The sequence below is a fragment of the Mycobacterium sp. UM_Kg27 genome (assembly GCF_000972905.1).
Classification (GTDB): domain Bacteria; phylum Actinomycetota; class Actinomycetes; order Mycobacteriales; family Mycobacteriaceae; genus Mycobacterium.
Map to the genome: position 1 here is coordinate 1 of NZ_JRMM01000048.1, position 19,901 is coordinate 19,901.

General features: G+C 67.2%; 19 protein-coding genes. 1 reads left to right on the plus strand and 18 read right to left on the minus strand.

From position 1 onward, the window contains the following. Positions 1-35: 35 nt before the first annotated feature. The 14 genes from LI94_RS09860 to LI94_RS09925 all read right to left on the minus strand — a co-directional run bounded on the left by LI94_RS09860 (position 36) and on the right by LI94_RS09925 (position 14,863). Complete coding sequence (locus tag LI94_RS09860; protein ID WP_024442917.1) at positions 36-584, minus strand: mammalian cell entry protein; 549 nt, start codon at positions 582-584, stop codon at positions 36-38. Continuing rightward, entirely contained in the window at positions 581-1,534 is a 954-nt protein-coding gene (locus tag LI94_RS09865) for an RDD family protein (RefSeq protein WP_024442918.1), read from the minus strand. The genes LI94_RS09860 and LI94_RS09865 overlap by 4 nt, the downstream gene beginning before the upstream one ends. Beyond that, a complete protein-coding gene (locus tag LI94_RS09870) occupies positions 1,531-2,196 on the minus strand; it encodes a hypothetical protein (protein WP_024442919.1) in 666 nt (221 codons plus the stop codon). The genes LI94_RS09865 and LI94_RS09870 overlap by 4 nt, the downstream gene beginning before the upstream one ends. Next, a complete protein-coding gene (locus LI94_RS09875) occupies positions 2,166-3,758 on the minus strand; it encodes an MlaD family protein (RefSeq protein WP_024442920.1) in 1,593 nt (530 codons plus the stop codon). Before LI94_RS09875 ends, LI94_RS09870 begins: the two co-directional genes overlap by 31 nt. Further along, positions 3,752-4,921, minus strand: coding sequence for an MCE family protein (locus LI94_RS09880; RefSeq protein ID WP_024442921.1), 1,170 nt, complete (start codon positions 4,919-4,921; stop codon positions 3,752-3,754). Before LI94_RS09880 ends, LI94_RS09875 begins: the two co-directional genes overlap by 7 nt. Continuing rightward, positions 4,921-6,486 (minus strand): MCE family protein, encoded by a 1,566-nt coding sequence (locus LI94_RS09885; RefSeq protein WP_024442922.1) that lies wholly within the window; start codon positions 6,484-6,486, stop codon positions 4,921-4,923. The genes LI94_RS09880 and LI94_RS09885 overlap by 1 nt, the downstream gene beginning before the upstream one ends. Then, positions 6,483-8,087 carry an MCE family protein gene (locus LI94_RS09890; RefSeq protein WP_024442923.1) on the minus strand — a complete coding sequence of 535 codons (1,605 nt, stop codon included), beginning with the start codon at positions 8,085-8,087 and terminating at the stop codon, positions 6,483-6,485. Before LI94_RS09890 ends, LI94_RS09885 begins: the two co-directional genes overlap by 4 nt. After that, positions 8,084-9,112 carry an MlaD family protein gene (locus tag LI94_RS09895; RefSeq protein ID WP_024442924.1) on the minus strand — a complete coding sequence of 343 codons (1,029 nt, stop codon included), beginning with the start codon at positions 9,110-9,112 and terminating at the stop codon, positions 8,084-8,086. The genes LI94_RS09890 and LI94_RS09895 overlap by 4 nt, the downstream gene beginning before the upstream one ends. After that, positions 9,109-10,320 carry an MCE family protein gene (locus LI94_RS09900; RefSeq protein ID WP_024442925.1) on the minus strand — a complete coding sequence of 404 codons (1,212 nt, stop codon included), beginning with the start codon at positions 10,318-10,320 and terminating at the stop codon, positions 9,109-9,111. The genes LI94_RS09895 and LI94_RS09900 overlap by 4 nt, the downstream gene beginning before the upstream one ends. Positions 10,321-10,325: 5 nt before the next feature. Further along, the gene (locus LI94_RS09905; protein WP_024442926.1) at positions 10,326-11,195 is read right to left on the minus strand and encodes an ABC transporter permease; all 870 of its coding nucleotides are present in this window, start codon (positions 11,193-11,195) and stop codon (positions 10,326-10,328) included. Position 11,196: 1 nt separating this feature from the next. Then, a complete protein-coding gene (locus LI94_RS09910; protein ID WP_109413487.1) occupies positions 11,197-11,934 on the minus strand; it encodes an ABC transporter permease in 738 nt (245 codons plus the stop codon). A gap of 323 nt (positions 11,935-12,257) precedes the next feature. Continuing rightward, positions 12,258-13,898: a fatty-acid--CoA ligase FadD5 gene (fadD5, locus tag LI94_RS09915; RefSeq protein WP_024442928.1), complete on the minus strand. Its 1,641-nt coding sequence runs from the start codon at positions 13,896-13,898 to the stop codon at positions 12,258-12,260. A gap of 20 nt (positions 13,899-13,918) precedes the next feature. Further along, positions 13,919-14,359, minus strand: a complete 441-nt coding sequence (locus LI94_RS09920) for an SRPBCC family protein (protein ID WP_024442929.1) — start codon at positions 14,357-14,359, stop codon at positions 13,919-13,921. Positions 14,360-14,395: 36 nt separating this feature from the next. Further along, entirely contained in the window at positions 14,396-14,863 is a 468-nt protein-coding gene (locus LI94_RS09925) for a thioesterase family protein (RefSeq protein ID WP_036458156.1), read from the minus strand. 14 nt (positions 14,864-14,877) lie between these two features. On the opposite strand from LI94_RS09925, the gene LI94_RS09930 reads away from it, so the two are divergent. Then, on the plus strand, positions 14,878-15,987 hold the full coding sequence (locus tag LI94_RS09930; RefSeq protein WP_024442931.1) for an alcohol dehydrogenase catalytic domain-containing protein: 1,110 nt from the start codon (positions 14,878-14,880) through the stop codon (positions 15,985-15,987). Here LI94_RS09930 and LI94_RS09935 read toward each other — a convergent pair. Genes LI94_RS09935 through LI94_RS09950 form a run of 4 tightly spaced genes read right to left on the minus strand, consistent with a single transcriptional unit; the run spans position 15,974 to position 19,900 of the window. Next, positions 15,974-17,461 (minus strand): NAD(P)/FAD-dependent oxidoreductase, encoded by a 1,488-nt coding sequence (locus tag LI94_RS09935; RefSeq protein WP_046301073.1) that lies wholly within the window; start codon positions 17,459-17,461, stop codon positions 15,974-15,976. The two genes, LI94_RS09930 and LI94_RS09935, sit on opposite strands and share 14 nt — an antisense overlap. Next, positions 17,458-18,189, minus strand: a complete 732-nt coding sequence (locus LI94_RS09940; protein ID WP_024442933.1) for an SDR family oxidoreductase — start codon at positions 18,187-18,189, stop codon at positions 17,458-17,460. The genes LI94_RS09935 and LI94_RS09940 overlap by 4 nt, the downstream gene beginning before the upstream one ends. After that, on the minus strand, positions 18,186-18,935 hold the full coding sequence (locus LI94_RS09945) for an aldolase/citrate lyase family protein (RefSeq protein ID WP_046301074.1): 750 nt from the start codon (positions 18,933-18,935) through the stop codon (positions 18,186-18,188). The genes LI94_RS09940 and LI94_RS09945 overlap by 4 nt, the downstream gene beginning before the upstream one ends. Further along, complete coding sequence (locus LI94_RS09950; protein WP_046301075.1) at positions 18,932-19,900, minus strand: zinc-binding dehydrogenase; 969 nt, start codon at positions 19,898-19,900, stop codon at positions 18,932-18,934. Before LI94_RS09950 ends, LI94_RS09945 begins: the two co-directional genes overlap by 4 nt. Position 19,901: the final 1 nt, after the last annotated feature.

A 19,901-nucleotide genomic window follows, 5' to 3' on the forward strand; every position in this document is an offset into this window, starting at 1 on the left:
TTCCGGATCGACCTCTGTCCCGGAGGACGCGTCGGTCACAGCACCTGGTTCAGATTGCTGATCTTCCACTGGTCCCCTTCCTTCTGTGCTGTGGCGAGCCAGCGGGTGGCCACCTTGACATCGTGCTTTCCGTCCGATGACTTACTGGTGTTCTCCACCGCCACCAGCAAGCTCACGCTGCCATCGTCATTCCACCGTTCGACACCGGCCGCTCTGACCAGCCCGGTGGTCGGCTCGCTACGCGCCACCGCGATCAGGATCTGATTGGCCTTCTCCTGGTATTGCTCGGCGAAATCGCCGGTTGCGTGGTCCAGGACATTCGCCAGGTAGTCGTTGGCGTGGAATGGATCTGGCGAGGTGAACATCGTCATGAACGATTCGACCGCGTCCCGGGCCTCGATGTTCCGCACCACTGTTCGCCGGTGTTGCTCGTGGGTTATCAGTGTCATCGCGCACACCGCGATGGCTGCGGCGGTCACCACAAGCGAACTGGCGATCACCATCGGCAGCCGTCGACGCCGGGGCGCCACCTGGGCGACGAAGAGCGGTTGGTCCTCGGTGGGCACGCGGCGGCGGGGGCTCATTTCGCCCCCTCGGCCGGCAACGGCTTGCTGACCACCGTCAGGTCGTCGACGCGCCAAGTCCCCGAGGTCTGCACGAACACGACTTCGACGGTAGCGCTGATCAGGCGCTCCTTTCCGGCTGTGCCGCGCTGGCCCTGTAAGAACAGCAGCATGGTGGCGCGGTGCGGAGTCGCGTTGATCACCGCGGCATCGGTCACCCGGTAGAAGTTCGGAACCGGCTGGGCATCGCGGATCGCGTCCTGCTGAGGCACCAGTTGCTGACGATATTTTTCGGTGGCCAACGACTGCGCACGTTCGAAGTCGTCCTGCAGGGTCTCCGGGTCGTAGGACAACATGTCCGCCACGATCTTGGGTCCCTGTCTGGCGATCTCAGCCTGGGCCAGAACCGATTTGTGGTCGTTCTGATAGACCACGCTGTACGCCGCGCCGGCAGCGGCGAGGCTCAGCGCCGCCGCTGCCACGAATACCCTGGCAGTCACGGCTCGGACGTTCGCCGGTGGCTTGCGCTCGCCGGCCTGGCGTACCTCGGTGCGGGCCAGCACATCGGCGAAGGTACGCCCCCGGCGGTCCCGCATCGGCCAAAGCCAGCCCAGCAGGACCGGCACCGTGTCGAGCAGGTGCGCGACCTCACGAAGCAACAGTCGGCTCACACCGACCGCCGGAGCCGAGCTTGCGCCACGGACCACTTCGATGCCGGTGACGGCGCGGCCCAGGCTCCACCCCTTGAGCGCCGGCAGAAAAATTCGATTGACCTCGGTCGCCAGGAACGCCAGCCCCGCGATTCCTGACGCGACCCACCGCCAGAGGCTGTCGGACGGCAGGCACAGGGCGAGCATGCCGGTGCTCGCCATCACCGCCGACCCCGGCAGCAGATCGATGGCGAGCGCCGTTGCGCGGGACCGCCAGCCGGCCGGCTGCAGACGCGGAGCGTCGGCCGCGGTGTCGGTCACCTGGCCACCTGGTCGAGCTTCGCGATCCGGTACTGCCCGTCCTCGCGAACCATCTGGGCCCGCAGCCGGTATCCGACCTCTTTGCCCTGAGTTTCGATGTTGTTGATCTTGACGCGGAATGCCACCAGGACGTCGACGGAGCCGTCCGGGTTGTTGCGCTCGACGGCAGCGCCCATCTCGGTGACATCGGCGTGCACCTTTGCCGCCTGGTAGGCGTGCACGAACATCTCCGCGTACAAGGTCACCTGGGTGCGGAACTCGCCGGCCGTGCAGTTCAGGATCTTCTGCTGCGCCAGCGCGATGTCCCGCCCGTCCGGCGCCTGGGTGGCCAGCACGCACTCCTTGGCCGCTGCAATCGCTTCGGCATTGTCGCGGTCCAGTTGCCGGCTTGCCGCGTGGTCGCGCAGGCCGACGAAGCCGGCGGCCACCAAACCCGCTGCGAACAGCAGTAACAGCACACAGATACCCGCCTGTTGGCGACGGCCCAGACGCGACGGTGCCGGTTGGGCGTCTACCGCCGCCGAGTCGGTCGACTCCTGCGGAGCTTCCTGCTCCGTCTCCGCCACTACATTCTCAGCGTCCAGCGCGTCCCGCGCCGGGGTCTCTGCAGTCTGCTGGTCCTCGTCCGTGCTCACCGGAACGGTGCCAGCATCCCCTTCCATGCGTCGTCTCCTATGTTCATCGAGTTCTCGACGGAGTATTCGACGCCGTCTGGCCCCACCGCCTGGCCACTCTGCGGATTGTAGATCGCGGATGGACCCCCACCGGGGGTGTAGATGCAGGGGTTGGGTTGTTGCCCATTGCACTGCACGCTACCCGTCCCCGGCCGGGACAGCGGGTCGCTGGTCGGCGGCGGTGTCGCCGGCACCATGTCCGCGGGTAGCGGGTTCAGGCCGGTGTTGACCGATGGCGCCGGGATCACGTGACCCGGCTCGACGGGCTGGTCACAGCGAGCGCCCAGCGCCGGGCAGTTCCGGATCTGGTTGGGGTCGCCGTACCAGGGGTTGGTGCCCAGCGGGACGTACGGCTTGTCGCTGCGGCATTCCTTGGGTGTCGGGGCGCGCTTACCGGGCACATCCACACATGGGATGTTGCGGACACCGCGAACATTGTTGGCCGGGGTGTCCTGAGGGATCCGGCAGGCCACGTCCGGCAGCTCCGCCGGGCTGGTGTCTGCAAACGCCCGCCACTCCGACGCCGGCAGAAAGCCGGTAAAGCAGGGCGGGGGCGAGTTCAGGCTCAAGCCCGGAACCGGCACCGGGAAGATGGGGCCGGGGAACGCCCCGAGCGCAACGCCCATCGAGCCTCGGCCCGGGTAGGTGGCGGTCACGGTCTGGATGATCGACCCGGCCTGCGGGAGGAAGACCAGCACCTGCTCGGTGTTCCGGTTGTACCGCTTGGACATCTCCGTCAGGATCGCCATGTTGGCCATGAGCTGCGGCAGCGAGTCCTTGGTCTCGCTGAACACCGTGTGCACCTGGTCGATCAACGGCGGCAGGTCCGAGACGATGTGTTTCACCGTGTCTTCACGGCTCGCCGCCTGACTGGCCAGCACATTCAGGTTGCGCGCCCATTGGTGAATCGCGTCGCCGGATTGGGTCTGGCTCTCGATGATCGGCGCCGATTTCTCCACGATGGCGTCGACGTCATCCAGATTCGCCGTGAAGTCACCGACGATGGCCTGCGTCGCGTCGACGAGGCGTTGCAGTGACGGGCCCAATCCACCGACCGCCGTCGCGGTCTCGTCCAGCAGCGACGAGATCTTTCCGGTGGGCAGCGCCGCCAATCCGCGATTGGCGGTGTCCAGCGCCGGACCGATCGCCGACGGGACGGTGCTCTTGGTGATCGTCTGGCCGGCCTTCAAATATTGGCTCGGGTTGTCGGCGGACACCAGATCGAGGTACTGCTCGCCGATCGCCGACACCGAGTGCACATTGGCACTGGTGTCGACCGGGATCTTGTACTTGCTGGAGATCTGGAACGTGGCCTGCGCCCCGGTCTCGGTCGGTTCCACGCTGGTGACCCGGCCGATGATCGTCCCGCGGTAGGTCACGTTGGCGGTCTTGTACAAACCGCCTGCCTCGGGCAGATCGGCCTTCAGCGAGTACTGGCCCACGCCGGCCAGCGTCGGCAGCCGCAGGTAGTAGACACCCAACACCAGCAGCGACACCGCCGTCAGGATGCTGAAGATAACCAGCTGGCGCTTGATCTGTGGTTTCAGCAATTCCGGTCAGCCCTTTCCACATACGGACCGCCGGGCGCGGTGGCCGGGTTCGGCGTGTACCGAACGTCCGGGATCATCTTCGCGGGGTCGTGACCAAAGGACTGCTCCAACGCCCGCAGCATCCCCGAGAAACCGGTTCCGGTCAGGATCGCGTTGTCGATGGCCGCGTAACTCAGGTCCACCACGAGCGAGGTGTTGATGAAGTCACCGCGCACGGCCTTGAAGGCACCGTCGACGTGATACGGCGCGGTGATCATCACCTGCAGCAGGTCAGGCAGGTAAGGCGAAGCCTTGCGCAGTTCGCGTGCCGGGCACTGCATCGAGGTCAGCACCTGGTGCAGATCGGACCGCGCAGGTGCGATCTGCTGGTTGACCTGTGTGCCCATGGCGCCCAGCGCCTCGACGGCGTCGATGAAGATCGACTGTTGCGCGTTGAAGTACTTGAACAACGGCGGGAAGTCGGTCAGGGCCTTGTCGAGGCTGTCGTTGTGCGAACCGAAGTAACTCAGCAACCGGTTGCTGGAGTCGATCGCCCGCGTGATGTCCTCACGCTGATCGTTGAGGCTCCCGATGAACGTGTCCAGCTTGGTCAGGAAGGCCCGGATCTCATCGCCCCGCCCATTGGACAGCGCGGCGAACTCCGTGGTGATGGTGTCCAGGTCCGACAACCCACCTCGTTGCAGCAGCAGCGCCAGCCCAGCCAGGGTCCGCTCGATCGTCGGGTAGGACGAGGAACTGCTCATCCCGATGGTGTCACCGTTGCGGAGTTCACCCTCGGGGTTCTCCGGGGCCCTCAACTCGATGTGCTGCGAACCCAACAAGCTGGTCTGGCCGATCTTGGCCGTCGCGTTGCGCGGCAGGTGGACATCGCGGTTCAGCCGCAGCTTGAGTGTGGCGACCCAGTTCTTGAGCTCGATGCGCTCCACCGCGCCGACGAAGACGTCGGCGACCAGTACGCGGCTGTTGCCGTTGAGCGCCAAGGTGTCGGGCACCTGCACGTAGACCGTGTAGGCGCCGGGTCCACTACCCGGTCCGCCGGGCAAGGACACGTTGGCGATCCCGCGCCAGCTGCTGCACGACGACAGCGTCAGAGCGGCCATCAGCAGTACCAGCGCCTGCAAGCCGCGGCGGCTGACCGTCTTCATCGCGGTACTCCGTCCCATTAGCCGTCACCTCGCGGTGCCAGCGGTGCCACCGGCCCGGGGACCACGTTCGGACCCGGCGGCGGCGGTGCAATCGGTGCCTGGCCGGGCGGCAAACCGATGAACGGCAGCGGCCCTGCGGACTCGTCATACGAGTTAGGCGGCCCAGGCGGAGTCTGGTACTGCGAGTCGACCGGAGCCGGGTCGGGTCCGCCCATCAACTGCGCCAACGACTCTGGCGTAAGCAGCCGCGCGGTGTCGTGGCCGGGCTCCACACCCTGCATGCCCGGCGCGGTGATCCAGCCCGGCTGGGTGTTGCGGTGCGAGGTGGGGGTGTCGGGCACCCAGATGCCCGGGACGGTGGTGTCCTTGTACCCCGGAGGCGGCTGCAGGCGCGGCTCGGAGTAGGCGATCTCTTTCGGCGTGGTGTACGCGCTGTTCCAGATGTTGATACCGAACGGCAGGTAGTTGAACTTGATCGCGTCGGCCACCGGTGCCAGGTATTCCGCACACAGTTCCGCGGAGTCCTGGTAACCCAGTCGGCTGCCGGCCTGGATAGCGCTGCACAGGAACTGCATCGGGTTCGCGAAGTTCGCGATGACCGGGTTGCTGAGCACCATGCCCTGTGCCGGGTGGTAGATCTCGTCGACGCCCGCCAGCACGTTCGGCAGGATGTGCAACGCGGTCTCGAAGCCCTCCAGCGCCTCGGGCTGGGTGATCGCCGTGCTGACCTGCTCCACGTTGTTGATGCTCTGCACCAGCGGCTTGGCGTTCTGGTTGAGGAACGCCTTGATGATCGTCATGGTGGCGTAGAACTGGTCGGTGGCCGTCGCCAGGGCCTGGTCGGTGCTGTTCAAGTTGTTGGTGAACTTGGCCAGATCGTGGTTGAGCGCGACGAACTGCTGGTCGTTATGGTCCAGTGCCTTGACGAACAGCGACAGGCTGCGCACCACTGCGAAGAAGTCGCCGCGGCCCTTGTTCAGCGCTGTCAGCGCGGAGGAGAGGCTGTCGAAGGCGGTGTTGATCTCCGAACCCTTGCCCGAGAGGCTGTCGGCGAAGGTCTCGATGGCCTCACCGATCGGGCCCTTGGGCTGCTCGGCCGTGGGCCCGAGCTTGTTGATGATGTTGGTGACGTCGTTGCGCAGGGTGTCCCATTCGACCGGGACCTCGGTGCGCTCCTCGGGGATCACCGCTTTGTCGGCCAACACCGGCCCGCCCCGGTAGGGGGGCTCGAGCTGGATGGTCCGCGACGCCACCAGGGTCGGGTTCAAGATGATCGCCGAGGCGTCGGCGGGCACCTTGTACTTGTTGTTGTAGTGCAGGGTGACCTTCATGTGGTCACCCGCCGGCTCGATCTTGTCGATCGCGCCCACGCGAACACCCATGATCTGTACCGCGTCACCGGGATACAGCGCGTCGGTCTGCGGGAAGTAGGCGACCACGGTGGTGCTGTTCAGCTTCCGGAACAGCTGCACACCGCCGAAGCCGGCCGCCAGCACCAAGGCCAGCAGCAACGATCCGATGATCACCGTCTTGCGCGAACGCTCGGGAAGCTGCCGGTTGCGGATATCAAAGATGGTGCTCACGGGCGCTCACTCCCTCGCGCGCCACCGCCGCCACCGGGCGTGCTGTTGCCACCTTCGCCCGGGGTGATGAACGGTGCGGGTAGTTGGTTGCCGGGTCCGGGCGGTGCCGGAGGTCCGGGGGCCAAGGGTGCCGGGGGCGGTGCTGCGCCCGGGTTGGCCGCGGCCGGGCCCGACACCGGGCCCAAGGGCTCGGTGCGTCCGCCGGGGTTGGCGTCGGGCATCGGAACCGGAGTACCCGGCACCAATGGCGGCGTCTCACCCGGGCGACCCGCGATAGAGATGCCCGGCGATGACGGGATGCCATCGGGGTTCGCCGGCGAGACCAACACGTCGGTCGGGCCGGGGTACGGTCCGCTTCGTCCGAACGGGCCGTCATTCGGGTCCAGGTTGGCGCACGGCAGCGGGTTGCCCGGGGTCGGGAACATGCCCGCGGCAGGTGCGTAGGAGCATGGAGATCCCGGCGCGACTGCGGGCCCCGGGTGCTCGGGCGTGCCCTCGATCACCTGAGGAGCAGGCGGCGGGGCACCGTTGGCGAACCGGGTTCCGTTCGGGTCCGGGTAGCGGAACTCGGGCAAGCCGGCGTTGCGCCAGAATTCCTCGGGCGAGATGCCGCGCTTCTTGAACGCCGCGTCGACCCACGGCTGCAGGATCCAGTAGGGGATCAGGTTCAGGGTCGAGACTTTGAAGTACGGTCCCGATGCCATCGCCTCGTTGACGATCGTCAGGTACCTACCCAAGATGGTGAACATCTCCCGGAGGTCATCCTGGCGCCGGACCAGCATGCCGGTGATGTTGGAGGCCTCTTCGAACACATGGTTCAGATCCAAGCCCGGGTTGTCCCGGACCAGGCCCTGAACCTGTTCGCCGAAGTACGCGATGTTGCCGAGCAACGCCGAGATCGCCTGGCTGCGCTGGTTGACCGCGGCCGACAGGGTCTGGGTGTTGCGCAACAGCGCATCGATCTGCCCGCTGCGGGCGCCGACGACGCTCGCGATTTGGTTGCTCTGGGCCAGCAAGTGAGTGATCTCGTCGTCCCGCTTGCCGATGGTGTCGGAGAACTTCGCGACACCATCCAGCGCGGCGCTCAGGTCGGGAGAGGTCTGCTCGACGGTTTCCGAGAGCACCTTCAACGACTTCTTGACCGTGTCGATGTCCCAGCCGGAAGCGGCCTTGGTCGCGTCGAAGACCGCGTCATAGAGCTGATAGGGCGTGGTGCTCTGGCCCAGCGGCAGGACCGCTTGCGGGGCGATGCGGTGCTCGCCCTTCGGTTCGATCGACAGGACCTTCTTGCCCAAGATGGTGTCGGTCTTGACTCCGATGATGCTGTCGCTGCCGATCGGGTTGGCCCCGACCGAGAACTTCACCAGCACGTGGTCGCCGGCGATGGACAGGTCCTGGACCTTGCCGACGTCCACGCCCGAGATGCGCACCTTATCCCCGGCGGTCAGGCCGCCGGTGTCGGAGAGCTCGCCGTAGTAACTGGGCTCGGCGAAAAGCATCGGCACCGTGGTGAAGGTCTGCCCCACCAGGGTGACCAACGCCAGCGTCGCGACGCCGATGATGCCGATCCGTGCCCGGTTGGGCGGTTCCAGAGTTCTCACTGGGGCGTGCACCTCCCCGTCGGCTGCTGCCACAGACGAGCGTTGCGGATCGGGCCGCCTGCCTGCAGTCCGGGAAGCTTGATGGTCACGTCGCAGAGATAGAAGTTGAAGAAGTCACCGTAGACACCGGTGCGTCCGATCAGCTTCATCGCCTTGGGAATCTTCTGCAGAATCTGGTCGACATCGTCGAGCCGGTCGGGCGGCTCCGGACCGGCGACCGGGAAGATGCTGTGCAGCTGCTTGCGGTTGTCGGCCAGCAGATCTGCGAGGTTACCGGCAGCGTTACCGAACTCCGCCGTGCCGTTGGCCAGGCCCGGGGCGTGGCTGTTCAGCCCCTTGACCAGTTTGTCGAAGTTGTCGACCGTCTCGTCGAAGGTCTGCCGATGCCGGACCGCGGTGTCCAGGACCACGTTCAGGTTCTTGACCACTTCACCGATGGCTGCGTCCCGGTCGGCGATGTGGGCAGTCAGCTGAGCGGTCTGCTGGAGGATGTCGTTGATGGTGCCGCCCTGGCCCTGGAAGACCGTGACGATGGTGGACGCGATGGTGTTGATCTTCTCGGGGTCCAGTGCGCGGAACACCGGTTTGAACCCGCCGATCAGCGCATCCAGGTCCAGCGCCGGCTCGGTGCGGGAGGCGGGGATGAAGCCGCCGATGGGTAGCCGCTGGTCGGCGCCCTCGCCATCGCCCCGCTTGAGCTCCAGGTACCGGTTGCCGATGAGGTCGGAGTAGCGGATCTGTGCGGTGGTGGACTGAAACAGCGGCAGCGAACGGTCGACGTCGAAGTCCACCACTGCCCGACGTCCACCGTCGACCAGCTTGACCTTCTTGACCTTGCCGATCTCGACCCCGGAGGCACGCACGAACTGTCCCGGGCGCAGGCCGCTGGCGTTGCTGAATTCGGCGGAGTAGCCGGCCGTCCGGTCGAACCGGATCTGCCCGAAGACCACGACGAGTCCGACCGTGAAGAGCAGCAGCACCGAGCCGACGGCGCCGAGTTTGAGGGCGGTTCTGGTGATGTTCATGGGTTAATCGTGTAATCCCCGACTTGGCGACCCCAGACGTAATCAATGGCCAGGGGCGATCCGGTATCAAAGTGGTTGTACGGCGCTTGGCTGACTCCCGTGTCGGCCACCAGGTAAGGCGCCGGCCAGAAGTCGTGAGTGATCTCCTGCCAGCAGCCCGGCGCACCGCCTGGGCCACCGCGAGCGTTGTAACGCGGCAGGTTCTCGGGATAGATGTACGGGTTGGCCGGTCCGACCAGCTCACTGTTGGTAGCGAGCGAGTAGCCGTCGCCGCCGAGGAAGTCGTAGACCTTGGGTGCGCCCTCGGCAAGGTTGCGGATGGCGCAGAACAGCTCGGGGCTGTACTCGTCGAGCAGCGCCGACACCGGGACCAGGTCGGAGAACTGTGCCCGGAAGTACGGCCCGAACCGCTCCGTGACGTCCGCTCCGAGGTTGCCCACTCCGGCGGCGCCCAGCAGTGCGGCGTCGAGCTCCTTCTGCTGGTTGGTGATGGTCTTGACGGTCACGACCGAGGTGTCCAAGAACCCGACCAGGTCCGGTGCTCCGTCGGCGTAGATCTCGCTCAGGTTCGCGAATCCCTTGAGGTCGCGACGGAAGGAGGGCATCCGCGCGTTGACGTCGTCGAGGATCCGGTTGCCGTTGACCAGCGATTCGCCGAGCTTGTCGCCCAGCCCGGTCAGCGCCTCGGCCGCGGCATGCAGCGTCAGGTTCAGTTTGATCGGGTCGACATGCTCCGAGATGTTGTTGACGGTCTCGAACAGGGTGTTGAGCTCCGTCGTCACCGAGGTCGCGATGATGCTCTTGGTGGTGATGCGTTCCCGCGAGGGGTGCTCGGGCGCGCTCAGGGATACGTACTTGTTGCCGAACAGGGTGGTCGCCATGATGTCGGCTTTGACGTTCGACGGGATCAGCTTGATGTACTTGGGGTTCACGTCGAGGGTGAACTTGGCCGCCGGCTTGTTCTCGTACTCCGTCGGCGCGATCTCCGCGACGCGACCGATCTGGACACCGTTGTAGGTGACCGGTCCGCCCGGGTCCATCACCAGACCGGCGCGCGGGGCCACCATGGTCAGTGACGTCGTCTTGGTGAAGGCGCCGCGGAACTGGCCGTAGACCAGTGCCCCGATCAGCGCCAGCACCGCGAAGGTGACCACGCCGGCCACCTTGAACGGCGGCTTGTGCACTCTGTTCTGCTTCCCGGTAGCCATGCGCGTCACATCGTCAGGTTGAAGTTGGGGTTGACGCCGTAGAGCGCCAACGCTGCGAGCAGCACCACCGTGGGAACGGTGATCAGGGACAGCCGCATCGACTGGCCCACCGCGGCGCCGACACCGACCGGGCCGCCGCTTGCTTTGAAGCCGTAGTAGCAGTGCGTGACCATCACCACCACCGCGATCACGATGGTCTCGATGAACGACCAGAACACGTCATCGGGTCTCAGGAACGTTCGGAAGTAATGCTCGTAGGTGCCCGACGACTGCCCGAAGAACAACGTGGTGACGATCTGCGGTGCGGCGAACGCCATGATCAGCGCGAGTGCGTACAGCGGGATGATCACGGTGAAGCCGGCCACCACGCGAGTCGAGACCAGATAGGCGATCGAGTTGATGCCCATCACTTCGAGGGCGTCGATCTCCTCGCTGATGCGCATCGCGCCGAGCTCGGCGGTGGCGCCGGCTCCGACGGTCGCCGCCAAGGCGATGCCGGCGTTGACCGGTCCGACCACACGGACGTTGACCAGGGCCGCTGCGAAACCGGTGTAGGTCTCCACGCCGATGTTGCCCAGTGAGGTGAACCCCTGGATCGCGATCAGCGAGCCGCCGGCCAGCATCACGAAGCCCATGATGGCGACGGTGCCGCCGATCACGGCCATGGCGCCGGTGCCCATGCCCAATTCGGCGACCAGGCGCAGCGTCTCGGTGCGGTACCGGCGCAGCGCCCAGGGGACCTCTCGGAGGGCGGTCAGCGAGAACCAGCCGAGCCGACCACTCCTTTCGAGTCCACGGCCGGCCATCCCGACGTAGCGCTGGTAGTTCGCGACCAGCCCGGGAAAGCGACCCCGGACCACTGCCGATGTCGACATGTCAGGTCCCCGTTCCGAACTTCACGCCGATCGTGGTCAGCACCACGTTCACGGCGAACAACGCAAGCACGCACAGCACGACCGTTTCGTTCACGGCCGTGCCCAGGCCCTTGGAGCCGCCGCGGACGGTGAGTCCGCGGTAGCAACCGACGAGGCCGGCGATAAGTCCAAACACACTGGCTTTCACCGTCGAGATGATCACCTCGGGCAACCCGGTGAGCAGAGTCAACGTGGACAGGTAGGCACCACCGGACACGTTCTGCAGGTAAACACCGAACAGAAAGCCTCCGGTCAGACCGATCACGATCACCAAGGCGTTGAGCAGCAGGGCCACCACAGTCGCTGCGATCACCCGCGGCACCACCAGTCGATGGATCGGGTCGATGCCGAGCACTTCCATCGCGTCGATCTCTTCGCGGATGGTGCGGGCGCCCAGGTCCGCGCAGATGGCGGTGGACCCGGCGCCGGCGACCACCAGCACGGTGACCAGCGGACCCAGCTGGGTGACCGCGGCGATGCCTGCCCCGGCACCCGAAACGTCGGCGGCACCGAACTGCGCCAACAGGATATTGAGTGTGAAGACCAGCAGAACGGTCAGCGGAATGGCGACCGCGATGGTCGGAATGATGGCGACGCTGGTGATGAACCAGCCCTGCTGCAGGGTCTCACGCCATTGGAACGGCCGTACGAAAAGCGCACGGGCGGTCAGCGCACACATTCTGAAGAATCCGCCGACCATGATCAGCGGCGGCAGCACCCGATCCCGGAGGAAATCGGCGACACGGGGACGCGCTGGAGCTGTCACACCACCCCCCTCACCAGAAATCCCGCCGCACGACTCAGCAAGGAATCGCGTCGCACAGTGTCTTCTCCCGTCCGTCGTTCAGCGAGACCCGCGTCACCTTATCGGCCCGAGGTGCCCTTGGCGACCATCGGACCATACCTGATGGGCGCGTGAGAGGGACATCGAACGGAAGGAACCCGCACGGGTTTCCTACCGGAGAGTAACGTGCCGCCACCTCACCTATCGCGGTTTCGAGCGGCATTGCCTGGGACTCTTCCCTACTCTGACCCCTGAGCCGTCCCGTAGTTAATGCGTAGATCGGTTTTGAGCACTTTCCCGGCTGGGTTGCGGGGCAGCGCCTCGACGATCTCGAGCGCCTTGGGGTGCTTGTAGCGCGCCAGCCGCTGAGTCAAGAAGTCATCGAGGTCGGCCAGGGTCAGGCCCGCTCGCGACAGCGCGGCGACCGCGATCGGAACCTCACCCCAGCGCTCGTCTGGGCGACCGATAACGGCGACCTCGGCGATGTCGGGGTGATCAGCCAGCACGTTCTCCACTTCGGCGCAGTACACGTTCTCACCGCCGGAGATGATCATGTCCTTCTTGCGGTCGACGACCCACACATAGCCCTCTTCATCCATCCGGACCAGGTCGCCGGAGTGAAACCAGCCGCCGGCAAAGGCCTCAGCGGTGGCCTCCGGCTTGTTCCAATAGCCACTCATCAAGGTGGGCGCCCGGTAGACGATCTCGCCCACCTCACCCACGGCGACGTCGTTCATCTGTTCGTCGACGACCCGGGCGGAGACGGTCGGAATCACGGTGCCGACCGAACCGCGCTTTCGGGTGGCGTCCTCGCCGAGCAGGATGCAGGTGACCGGCGACATCTCCGTCTGCCCGAAGGCCGCCAGGATCTTGGTGCCGGGGAAGGTGTCCGCCATCTGCCGCAGCAACGCGTCGGAGGCCGGCGCCGCTCCCCACGACATGGTTCGCAACCGGATGTCGCGCGGGTTGGCCTGTTGCTGAGCACAGACCGCCTGCCATTGGGCCGGCACCAGGAAGATGCCGGTGACCCGCTCGGCGGCCAGCACGTCGAGCAGTTGGCCGGCGTCGAACGCACCCAGTGGGTTGATGACGGTCGGGATGCCCAACCACATGCCGGGCAGCAGGTTGCCCACGCCGGCAATGTGGAAGAACGGCACCCCGATGAAGGCCACGTCGGAGGTGCCGGTACCGGAGGTGTGCAACGCGGTCATCGTCTGACCGACCAGGTTGGTGTGGGTGAGCACCGCTCCCTTGGGCAGGCCGGTGGTCCCCGAGGTGTACATGATCAGGGCCGGCGAGTCGTTGGGAATGTCCACCGGCGCGTGCGGCTCACCGGTCTCCTCGATCAGGTCCTCGTAGGCGATCAGCCCCTCGCCTGCTGAACCGCCGGGCTCATGCGGCGGTCCCAGCTTCGCCTCTCCTCCGTCGAGCCTCGCTGAACCGCCGGCCACCACCACGTGCTCCAGCAGTCCGGTCAGCTCGCGCACACCCCCGGCGACCGGCACCAGCGCCGGTTCGGTGATCAGCACCCTGGCCTCGCAGTCGGTCACCAGGTAGGCGATCTCCGTCGGCGTGAGCCGGAAGTTGACCGGGACGGCGATCCCGCCCAGCATGTTGGCGGCCAGCACCGACTCGACGAACTCGGTGCGGTTCAGCATCAGGATCATGACCCGGTCACCGGCGCGGACCCCGCGGCGGCTCAGTGCGTCGGCGAGTGCGCCGACCCGATCACGCAGCTGCGACCAGGTGGTGGTCTGACCGAGGAACCGCAGTGCGGGGGCGTCCGGTTTCATCAGCGCATGCCGGTCCAGCTGGTTGACCCAGTTCTGTCGACGCGCCCGGTAGGGCTGCTCGGCGGGATCGACGGTTGCGTGGCTCAATTCGGTTCTCCCGCTTCGTGTTAGCCCGAAGCCAGTTCTTCGGCGCGCCGTTTGAGATTGTCCGCCAGATAGTCCAGGGCGTTGCTGAAGGCCTTCTTGAGCATCGGCTTGGGCACCGACATCTGGGTCTCGACATTCATGTCGACGGTCAGCAACGTGGTCGGGCCGATCTCGACCACCGAGAACAGCTGCTCCTGCTTGCTGAACAGGTCGCCCTGCTGGAGCACGGTCTGAATCTGGGTGGCACTGGGGTAGTAGACGGCCTGGATGAAGGTGCCGTCGAAACCGGAGTAGGAGGCATCCAGCCGCAGCTGGCTGGGCCGGCCGTCGTCGTAGCGGGCCAGCACCCAGATCCCTTTGACCTCTTCGTTCCACTGCGGGTACGCCTCGAAGTCGGCCACGATCCCCATGATTGTGGCGGCGTCGGCGGCGACTTCGACGGTCTTGCTCACGAGCGGCACCCGCCGAGCATAGCCACCGGCGAAACAGCCGCCGAGCTAAACCTGGGCGGTGGCCAACAGCGCGCGAATACCGTCGGGGATCGGCACCGGCCGCCGGGTGCTGCGGTCGACATAGACGTGCACCCAGTGCCCGAGCGCGGCCACCGGGACCGCGTCATCGCCCGTTGCGGCGCGAAACACCGCCAGCCGGTAGGTCACGCTGCTGCGGCCTAACCGGGTGACGGCCAGCCCCACCGCGAGCCGGTCCGGGAAGGCGAGTTCGCCCAGGAAGCGGCAGCCCGATTCGGCGACCACCCCCAGCTCCGGGGCCGCGACGGGGTCTATCTCGACGTGTGCGGCGATCCAGCCGTTGATCGCGGTGTCGAACAGCTGGTAGTACACGGCGTTGTTGAGGTGGCCGAACATGTCGTTGTCGGCCCAGCGGGTCAGCACCGGCCAGTGCACCGGAAAGTCCTGGCTGGTCAACCCTTCCGGCGCGGGCGGGACCGCGGCGTCCGAACTCATGGTTGTATTCCAGCATGACCACGATCCGCGGTGCAGTGCTGGAGCGGATCGGGGCGCCGCGCCCTTATGCCGCCTCGCGCCCGCTGACGGTGACAGACGTGGAGCTGGCGCCGCCCGGCGACGGTGAGCTGCTGGTGCGGGTCGAGGCCGCCGGGGTCTGTCATTCCGATCTGTCCGTGGTCGACGGCAACCGGGTGCGTCCGGTGCCGATGCTGCTCGGCCATGAAGCCGCCGGCATCGTCGAAGCGGTCGGCGCCGGAGTCACCGCGGTGCGGCCGGGTCAGCGGGTAGTGCTGACCTTCCTGCCCCGCTGCGGCCACTGCGCGGCCTGCGCCACCGACGGCCTGGCGCCGTGTGAGCCCGGCAGCGCCGCCAACGGCGCGGGCATCCTGCTCGGCGGCGGGCAGCGGCTGCACCGCGGGGACCAGACCGTCTACCACCACCTCGGGGTCTCCGGGTTCGCCACGCATGCGGTGGTCAGCCAGACCAGCGCGGTGCCGGTACCCGACGACGTCCCGCCGACGGTGGCCGCCTTGCTGGGCTGTGCGGTGCTGACCGGTGGCGGCGCGGTGCTCAACGTCGGCCGTCCGGGGCCGGGCGACGCCGTCGCGGTGGTCGGGCTCGGCGGAGTGGGGATGGCCGCGGTACTGACCGCGTTGGCCCACGACGGCGTGCAGGTGATCGCGATCGACCGGCTGCCGGACAAGCTGGCCGCCGCAACGGCGCTGGGCGCGCACCGCACCTACACCCCGCAGCAGGCACTCGACGCGGGCGTGCGCGCCCCGGTGGTGATCGATGCGGCGGGTCATCCCGCCGCGCTGGAGACCGCGATCGGCTTGACCGCACCGGGCGGGCGCACCATCACCGTCGGCCTGCCGCCTCCGGACGCCCGGATCAGCGTCTCCCCACTGGGTCTGGTTGCCGAGGGTCGCTCGTTGATCGGCAGCTACCTGGGGTCGGCGGTCCCCGCGCGCGACATCCCGCGCTTCGTGGCGTTGTGGCGGGCCGGCCGTCTGCCCGTCGAGCAGCTGGTGTCGGCGACCGTGCCACTCGAGCAGATCAACGAGGCCATGGACGCACTGGCCGACGGTGCCGCGGTACGTCAGATCATCACGTTCGCTTAGCACCGACGGCCGGTTCGAAGCTGAAGTCGGCGGTCCGGAACCGGCGGGTCATCGCCCAGAAGGCCCCGGCACTGCGCGGCCACTGGGTGACCACCCGGCCGTTGGCGGCACGAAAGTAGTTGCTGCAGCGGGTGGTCCACACGGTTCCGTGCATCCACCGGTCGATCTTGGTGATGAAGTCGGCCAGCGCGGCAGGGCGCACGGCGACATAGGACTTGCGGGTGCGGCGCAGGTGTTTGAGCACCCGAACGATGTAGCGCGCTTGGGCTTCCAATACGAAGATGACGCTGTTGGAGCCGACGTTGGTGTTGGGCCCGTAGAGCATGAAGAAGTTGGGGAAGCCGGGCATCGCCATGCCGAGGTAGGCGCGGGGCCCGTCGCGCCAGGCCTGTTTGAGTGTGGTGGCGTCCTCACCGGTCACCTCGATCTGACCGAGGTAATCCGCAGCGGCATATCCGGTGGCGCACACCACCACGTCGACCTCGCATTCGGTGCCGTCCTCGGCGACCACCGATCGGGAACGCAGGGCCCGCGCCGGGCTGGGCACCACTTCGACGTTGGGCCGGGTCAGCGCGGGCAGGTAGTCCGAGGAGAACACCAGACGCTTGCAGCCCAGCGGGTGGTCGGGGGTGAGCGCTGCCCGCAACTGCTCGTCGGCGATGGAGTCGCCCAAGAGTTTTCGCGCGATGTCGGTGAACTCGCGGGTTTTGTCGCTGCCGTTCTCGATCACCGCGATGTTCGACTCGCTGCGCAGCCACAGTCGCGTCCGGTACAGCCGCTGGGCCAGCGGGATGCGGTCGAGGGCCCATCGCTCCCGCGGGGTGTAGCGACGGTCCGGCTTGGGCAGGATCCAGGTCGGGGACCGCTGCAGCGAGTACACCTTCTCGGCGACCTCGGCCAACTCCGGCAGCAGTTGCGCCGCGGTCGAACCCGTCCCGAGTACGGCGACTTTCGCACCGGCGAGCGGCACCGAATGATCCCACCGCGCCGAGTGCATCACGGTGCCCCCGAAGGGCTGTTCTTCGATCAGGTCGGGCAGCACCGGCTGGGTGAACAACCCCACCGCGGAGACCACCACGTCGAACCGATGCTGCGCACCGTCGCTGCTGCTCAGACACCACTGCCGCCCGTCCGGCTCCCAGCGGGCGGCGCGAATCTCGGTGCGCAGCCGCAGATGTGCGTCCAGGCCGTGGTCGGCCGCGCAGCGTTCGAAGTAGGCCAGGATCTCGGGTTGCTGCGACCACAGCCGCGACCAGTGCGGATTCAGGTCGAACGAATAGGAGTACAGGTGGGATTTGACGTCACATGCCAGCCCCGGATACGTGTTGATCCGCCAGGTGCCGCCGACGCCGTCCTCCCGGTCGAAGATGGTGAAGTCGGAGAATCCGTCTCGCCGCAACAGGATTCCCAGCGCCAGCCCTCCCGGCCCTGCACCGATGATGCCGACCGACGGGCCTTGCCCATGCCTGGTCATCGGATCTGCAGGCACTGGCCGCCGTCCACCACGAGCTCGGCGCCGGTGATGAAAGACGCGGCTTGCGAAACCAGGAATGCCACCGCGTCCGCCACCTCGGCCGGGCGGCCGAGCCTGCCGCCCGGCGACACCGCGGCCAGGCGCTGCTGAGTGCCGTCGTCGAGCATCGGGGTGGCGATCGGCCCGGGAAATACCGCGTTGACCCGGATGCCCGTCGAGACGAGTTCCGCGGCGACGGTCTGCGTCAGGCCGCGAAGCGCCCATTTCGACGAACCGTAGGCGCTGTGCCGGCCGAAGGGTCGGATCGCCCCGGTGCTGCAGGTGTTGACGATAGCGGCACCTTCGGCCGCCCGCAGTTGGTCCAGGGCCGCCTGGATGCCCAGGAATGCGCCCAGACAGTTGACCCGCCAAGCCCTTTCGAAGCCGTCGGGCGTCTCGTCGGCGATCGTGGCCCGGTGCAGGATGCCGGCGTTGTTGATCAACGCGGTCAGCGCCCCGAACCGCTGAATGGTCGCCGCCACCGCGGCCTCCCATTCCTCAGGACAGGTCACGTCGAGGCGGACGCCGATCAGCGCGTCGTCGGCCCGCGCGGCGACGGCGGCATGCAGCTCAGCTTCGTTGATGTCGCAGGCGACCACCGCGAAACCGTCGGCGAGCAGCCGTTCGGTGATGGCCCAGCCTTGGCCCCGGGCGGCGCCGGTGACCAGTGCAACCCGTGCCGGGGTCATCGGCCCCTCGCTTCCTCGAGATGTTCCAGGGCTCCTCGGCGCAGCGCCGCAGACTCGGCAGCCAACGTGATCATCTGGTAGCCCAGCCCGGCCAGGGCCGCTCCCGCCGCTCCCGATCCGCCGTGGATCGCCGCGATCACGCCCGCTTCGGCTGCCGCGGCCCGGATCCGTGCCATCGCCGCGAGCAGGTCGGGATGCGTGGTGGATTGGGCGACGTCGACGCCCATCGAGATCGCCAGATCGGCGGGCCCGACGTAGATTCCGGCCAGGCCGGGAACCGCACAGATGCGTTCCACGTCTGCCAGGGCCGCGGCGGTCTCGATCATCGCGAAGACATCCGCTCGCGATTCCAGGCCGGCCAGATCGCGGCCCAGGCCAGGCCGCAGCGGCCCGAAGCTGCGGATCCCGGCCGGCGGGTAGCGGGTGGCGGCCACCGCAGCGGCGGCCTGTTCGGCGGTCTCGATCAGCGCGATGATGACCGCGTCGGCGCCGGCATCGAGCACCCGGCCGATGGGGGCAGCGTCCGCGTTGGGCAATCGGACCGCGGTGGCGATCGGCAGGTGTTCGGTGTACCGCAGCATGGCCGCGATGTCGGCGTCGTCAAGGTAACTGTGTTGGGCGTCGAAACCCACGTAGTCATAGCCGGCGCGGGCGAATTCCTCCGGGCCCAGCACGGTGGGCCCGGTCACCCAGCCGCCCCAGAGCGGGGCCCGGTCCGCCACTGCGGCGCGCAGCGCCGACGTCATGCGACCATCGCGATCTTGACGCGGTCCGGCACCGGTCGGGCCGCCAACTCGAAGGCAGCCTGTGCTTCGTGGCAACCGAAGACATGAGTTACGTAGTTGCGCAACAGCTCCGGATTCTCCGCGGCGAATCGGCCTGCGGCTTCCAGCATCCGTCGCCGATCCTGGGTCACTCCGGAGATCAGCGTGAGATTGTTGCGCAGCATGGTGCGCATACTGATCGGATAACTGTCGTCGTCGGGGACACCGAAGTAGAACACCGTGCCACCGGGTGCGGCGGCCTCGATGGCGTGGCCCAGGGTGGCGACCTGGTGCCCGACCGCCTCGATCACGATCTCCGGGCGGTCGCCGGCGTCAAGGTGGCGCACCCAGCGGTCGCTGGTCGCCTGTACCACTGCGTCAATTCCGAAGGCGGCAGCCACATCTCGACGGTCGACCGGGTCCACCCCGGTGACGCGGCGCGCCCCCGCCGCTTTGGCGACGGCGCTGAACAGCAGACCGATCGAGCCCTGACCGATCACCGCCACATGGCGGCCGGCCAGGTCGGGCAACTGTTCCACGGCGTAGAGCACGCATGCCAGCGGTTGCAGGCCCACGGCTTGGGCGGGTTCCAGCGCCGGGTCGTAGGCCACCAGTCCCTCGCCGTCGCTGATCACCCGTTCCATCAGTCCGTCGAAGCCCGATGCCCACCCGACGACTCGGTCGCCGCGTCGATGCTGCGGATGCCGACTGGTGATGACGTCGCCGACGATCTCATGGATCGGGAAGCCGAGTTTCTCCGCGGCCGCGGCGCCGTCGTCGCCGGGCAACCTGCCCTGCGCGCCGCGAAAGGCCGGCAGGTCACTGCCGCATACCCCGGCGGCGACGAACTGCAGCAGCACCTGCCCGGCGCCGAGCTCCTGCTCGGCGGGGTCGGGGGCTTCTATCTTCTCGAACTGATACGGCGCGATCAACCGGTACGCCCACATC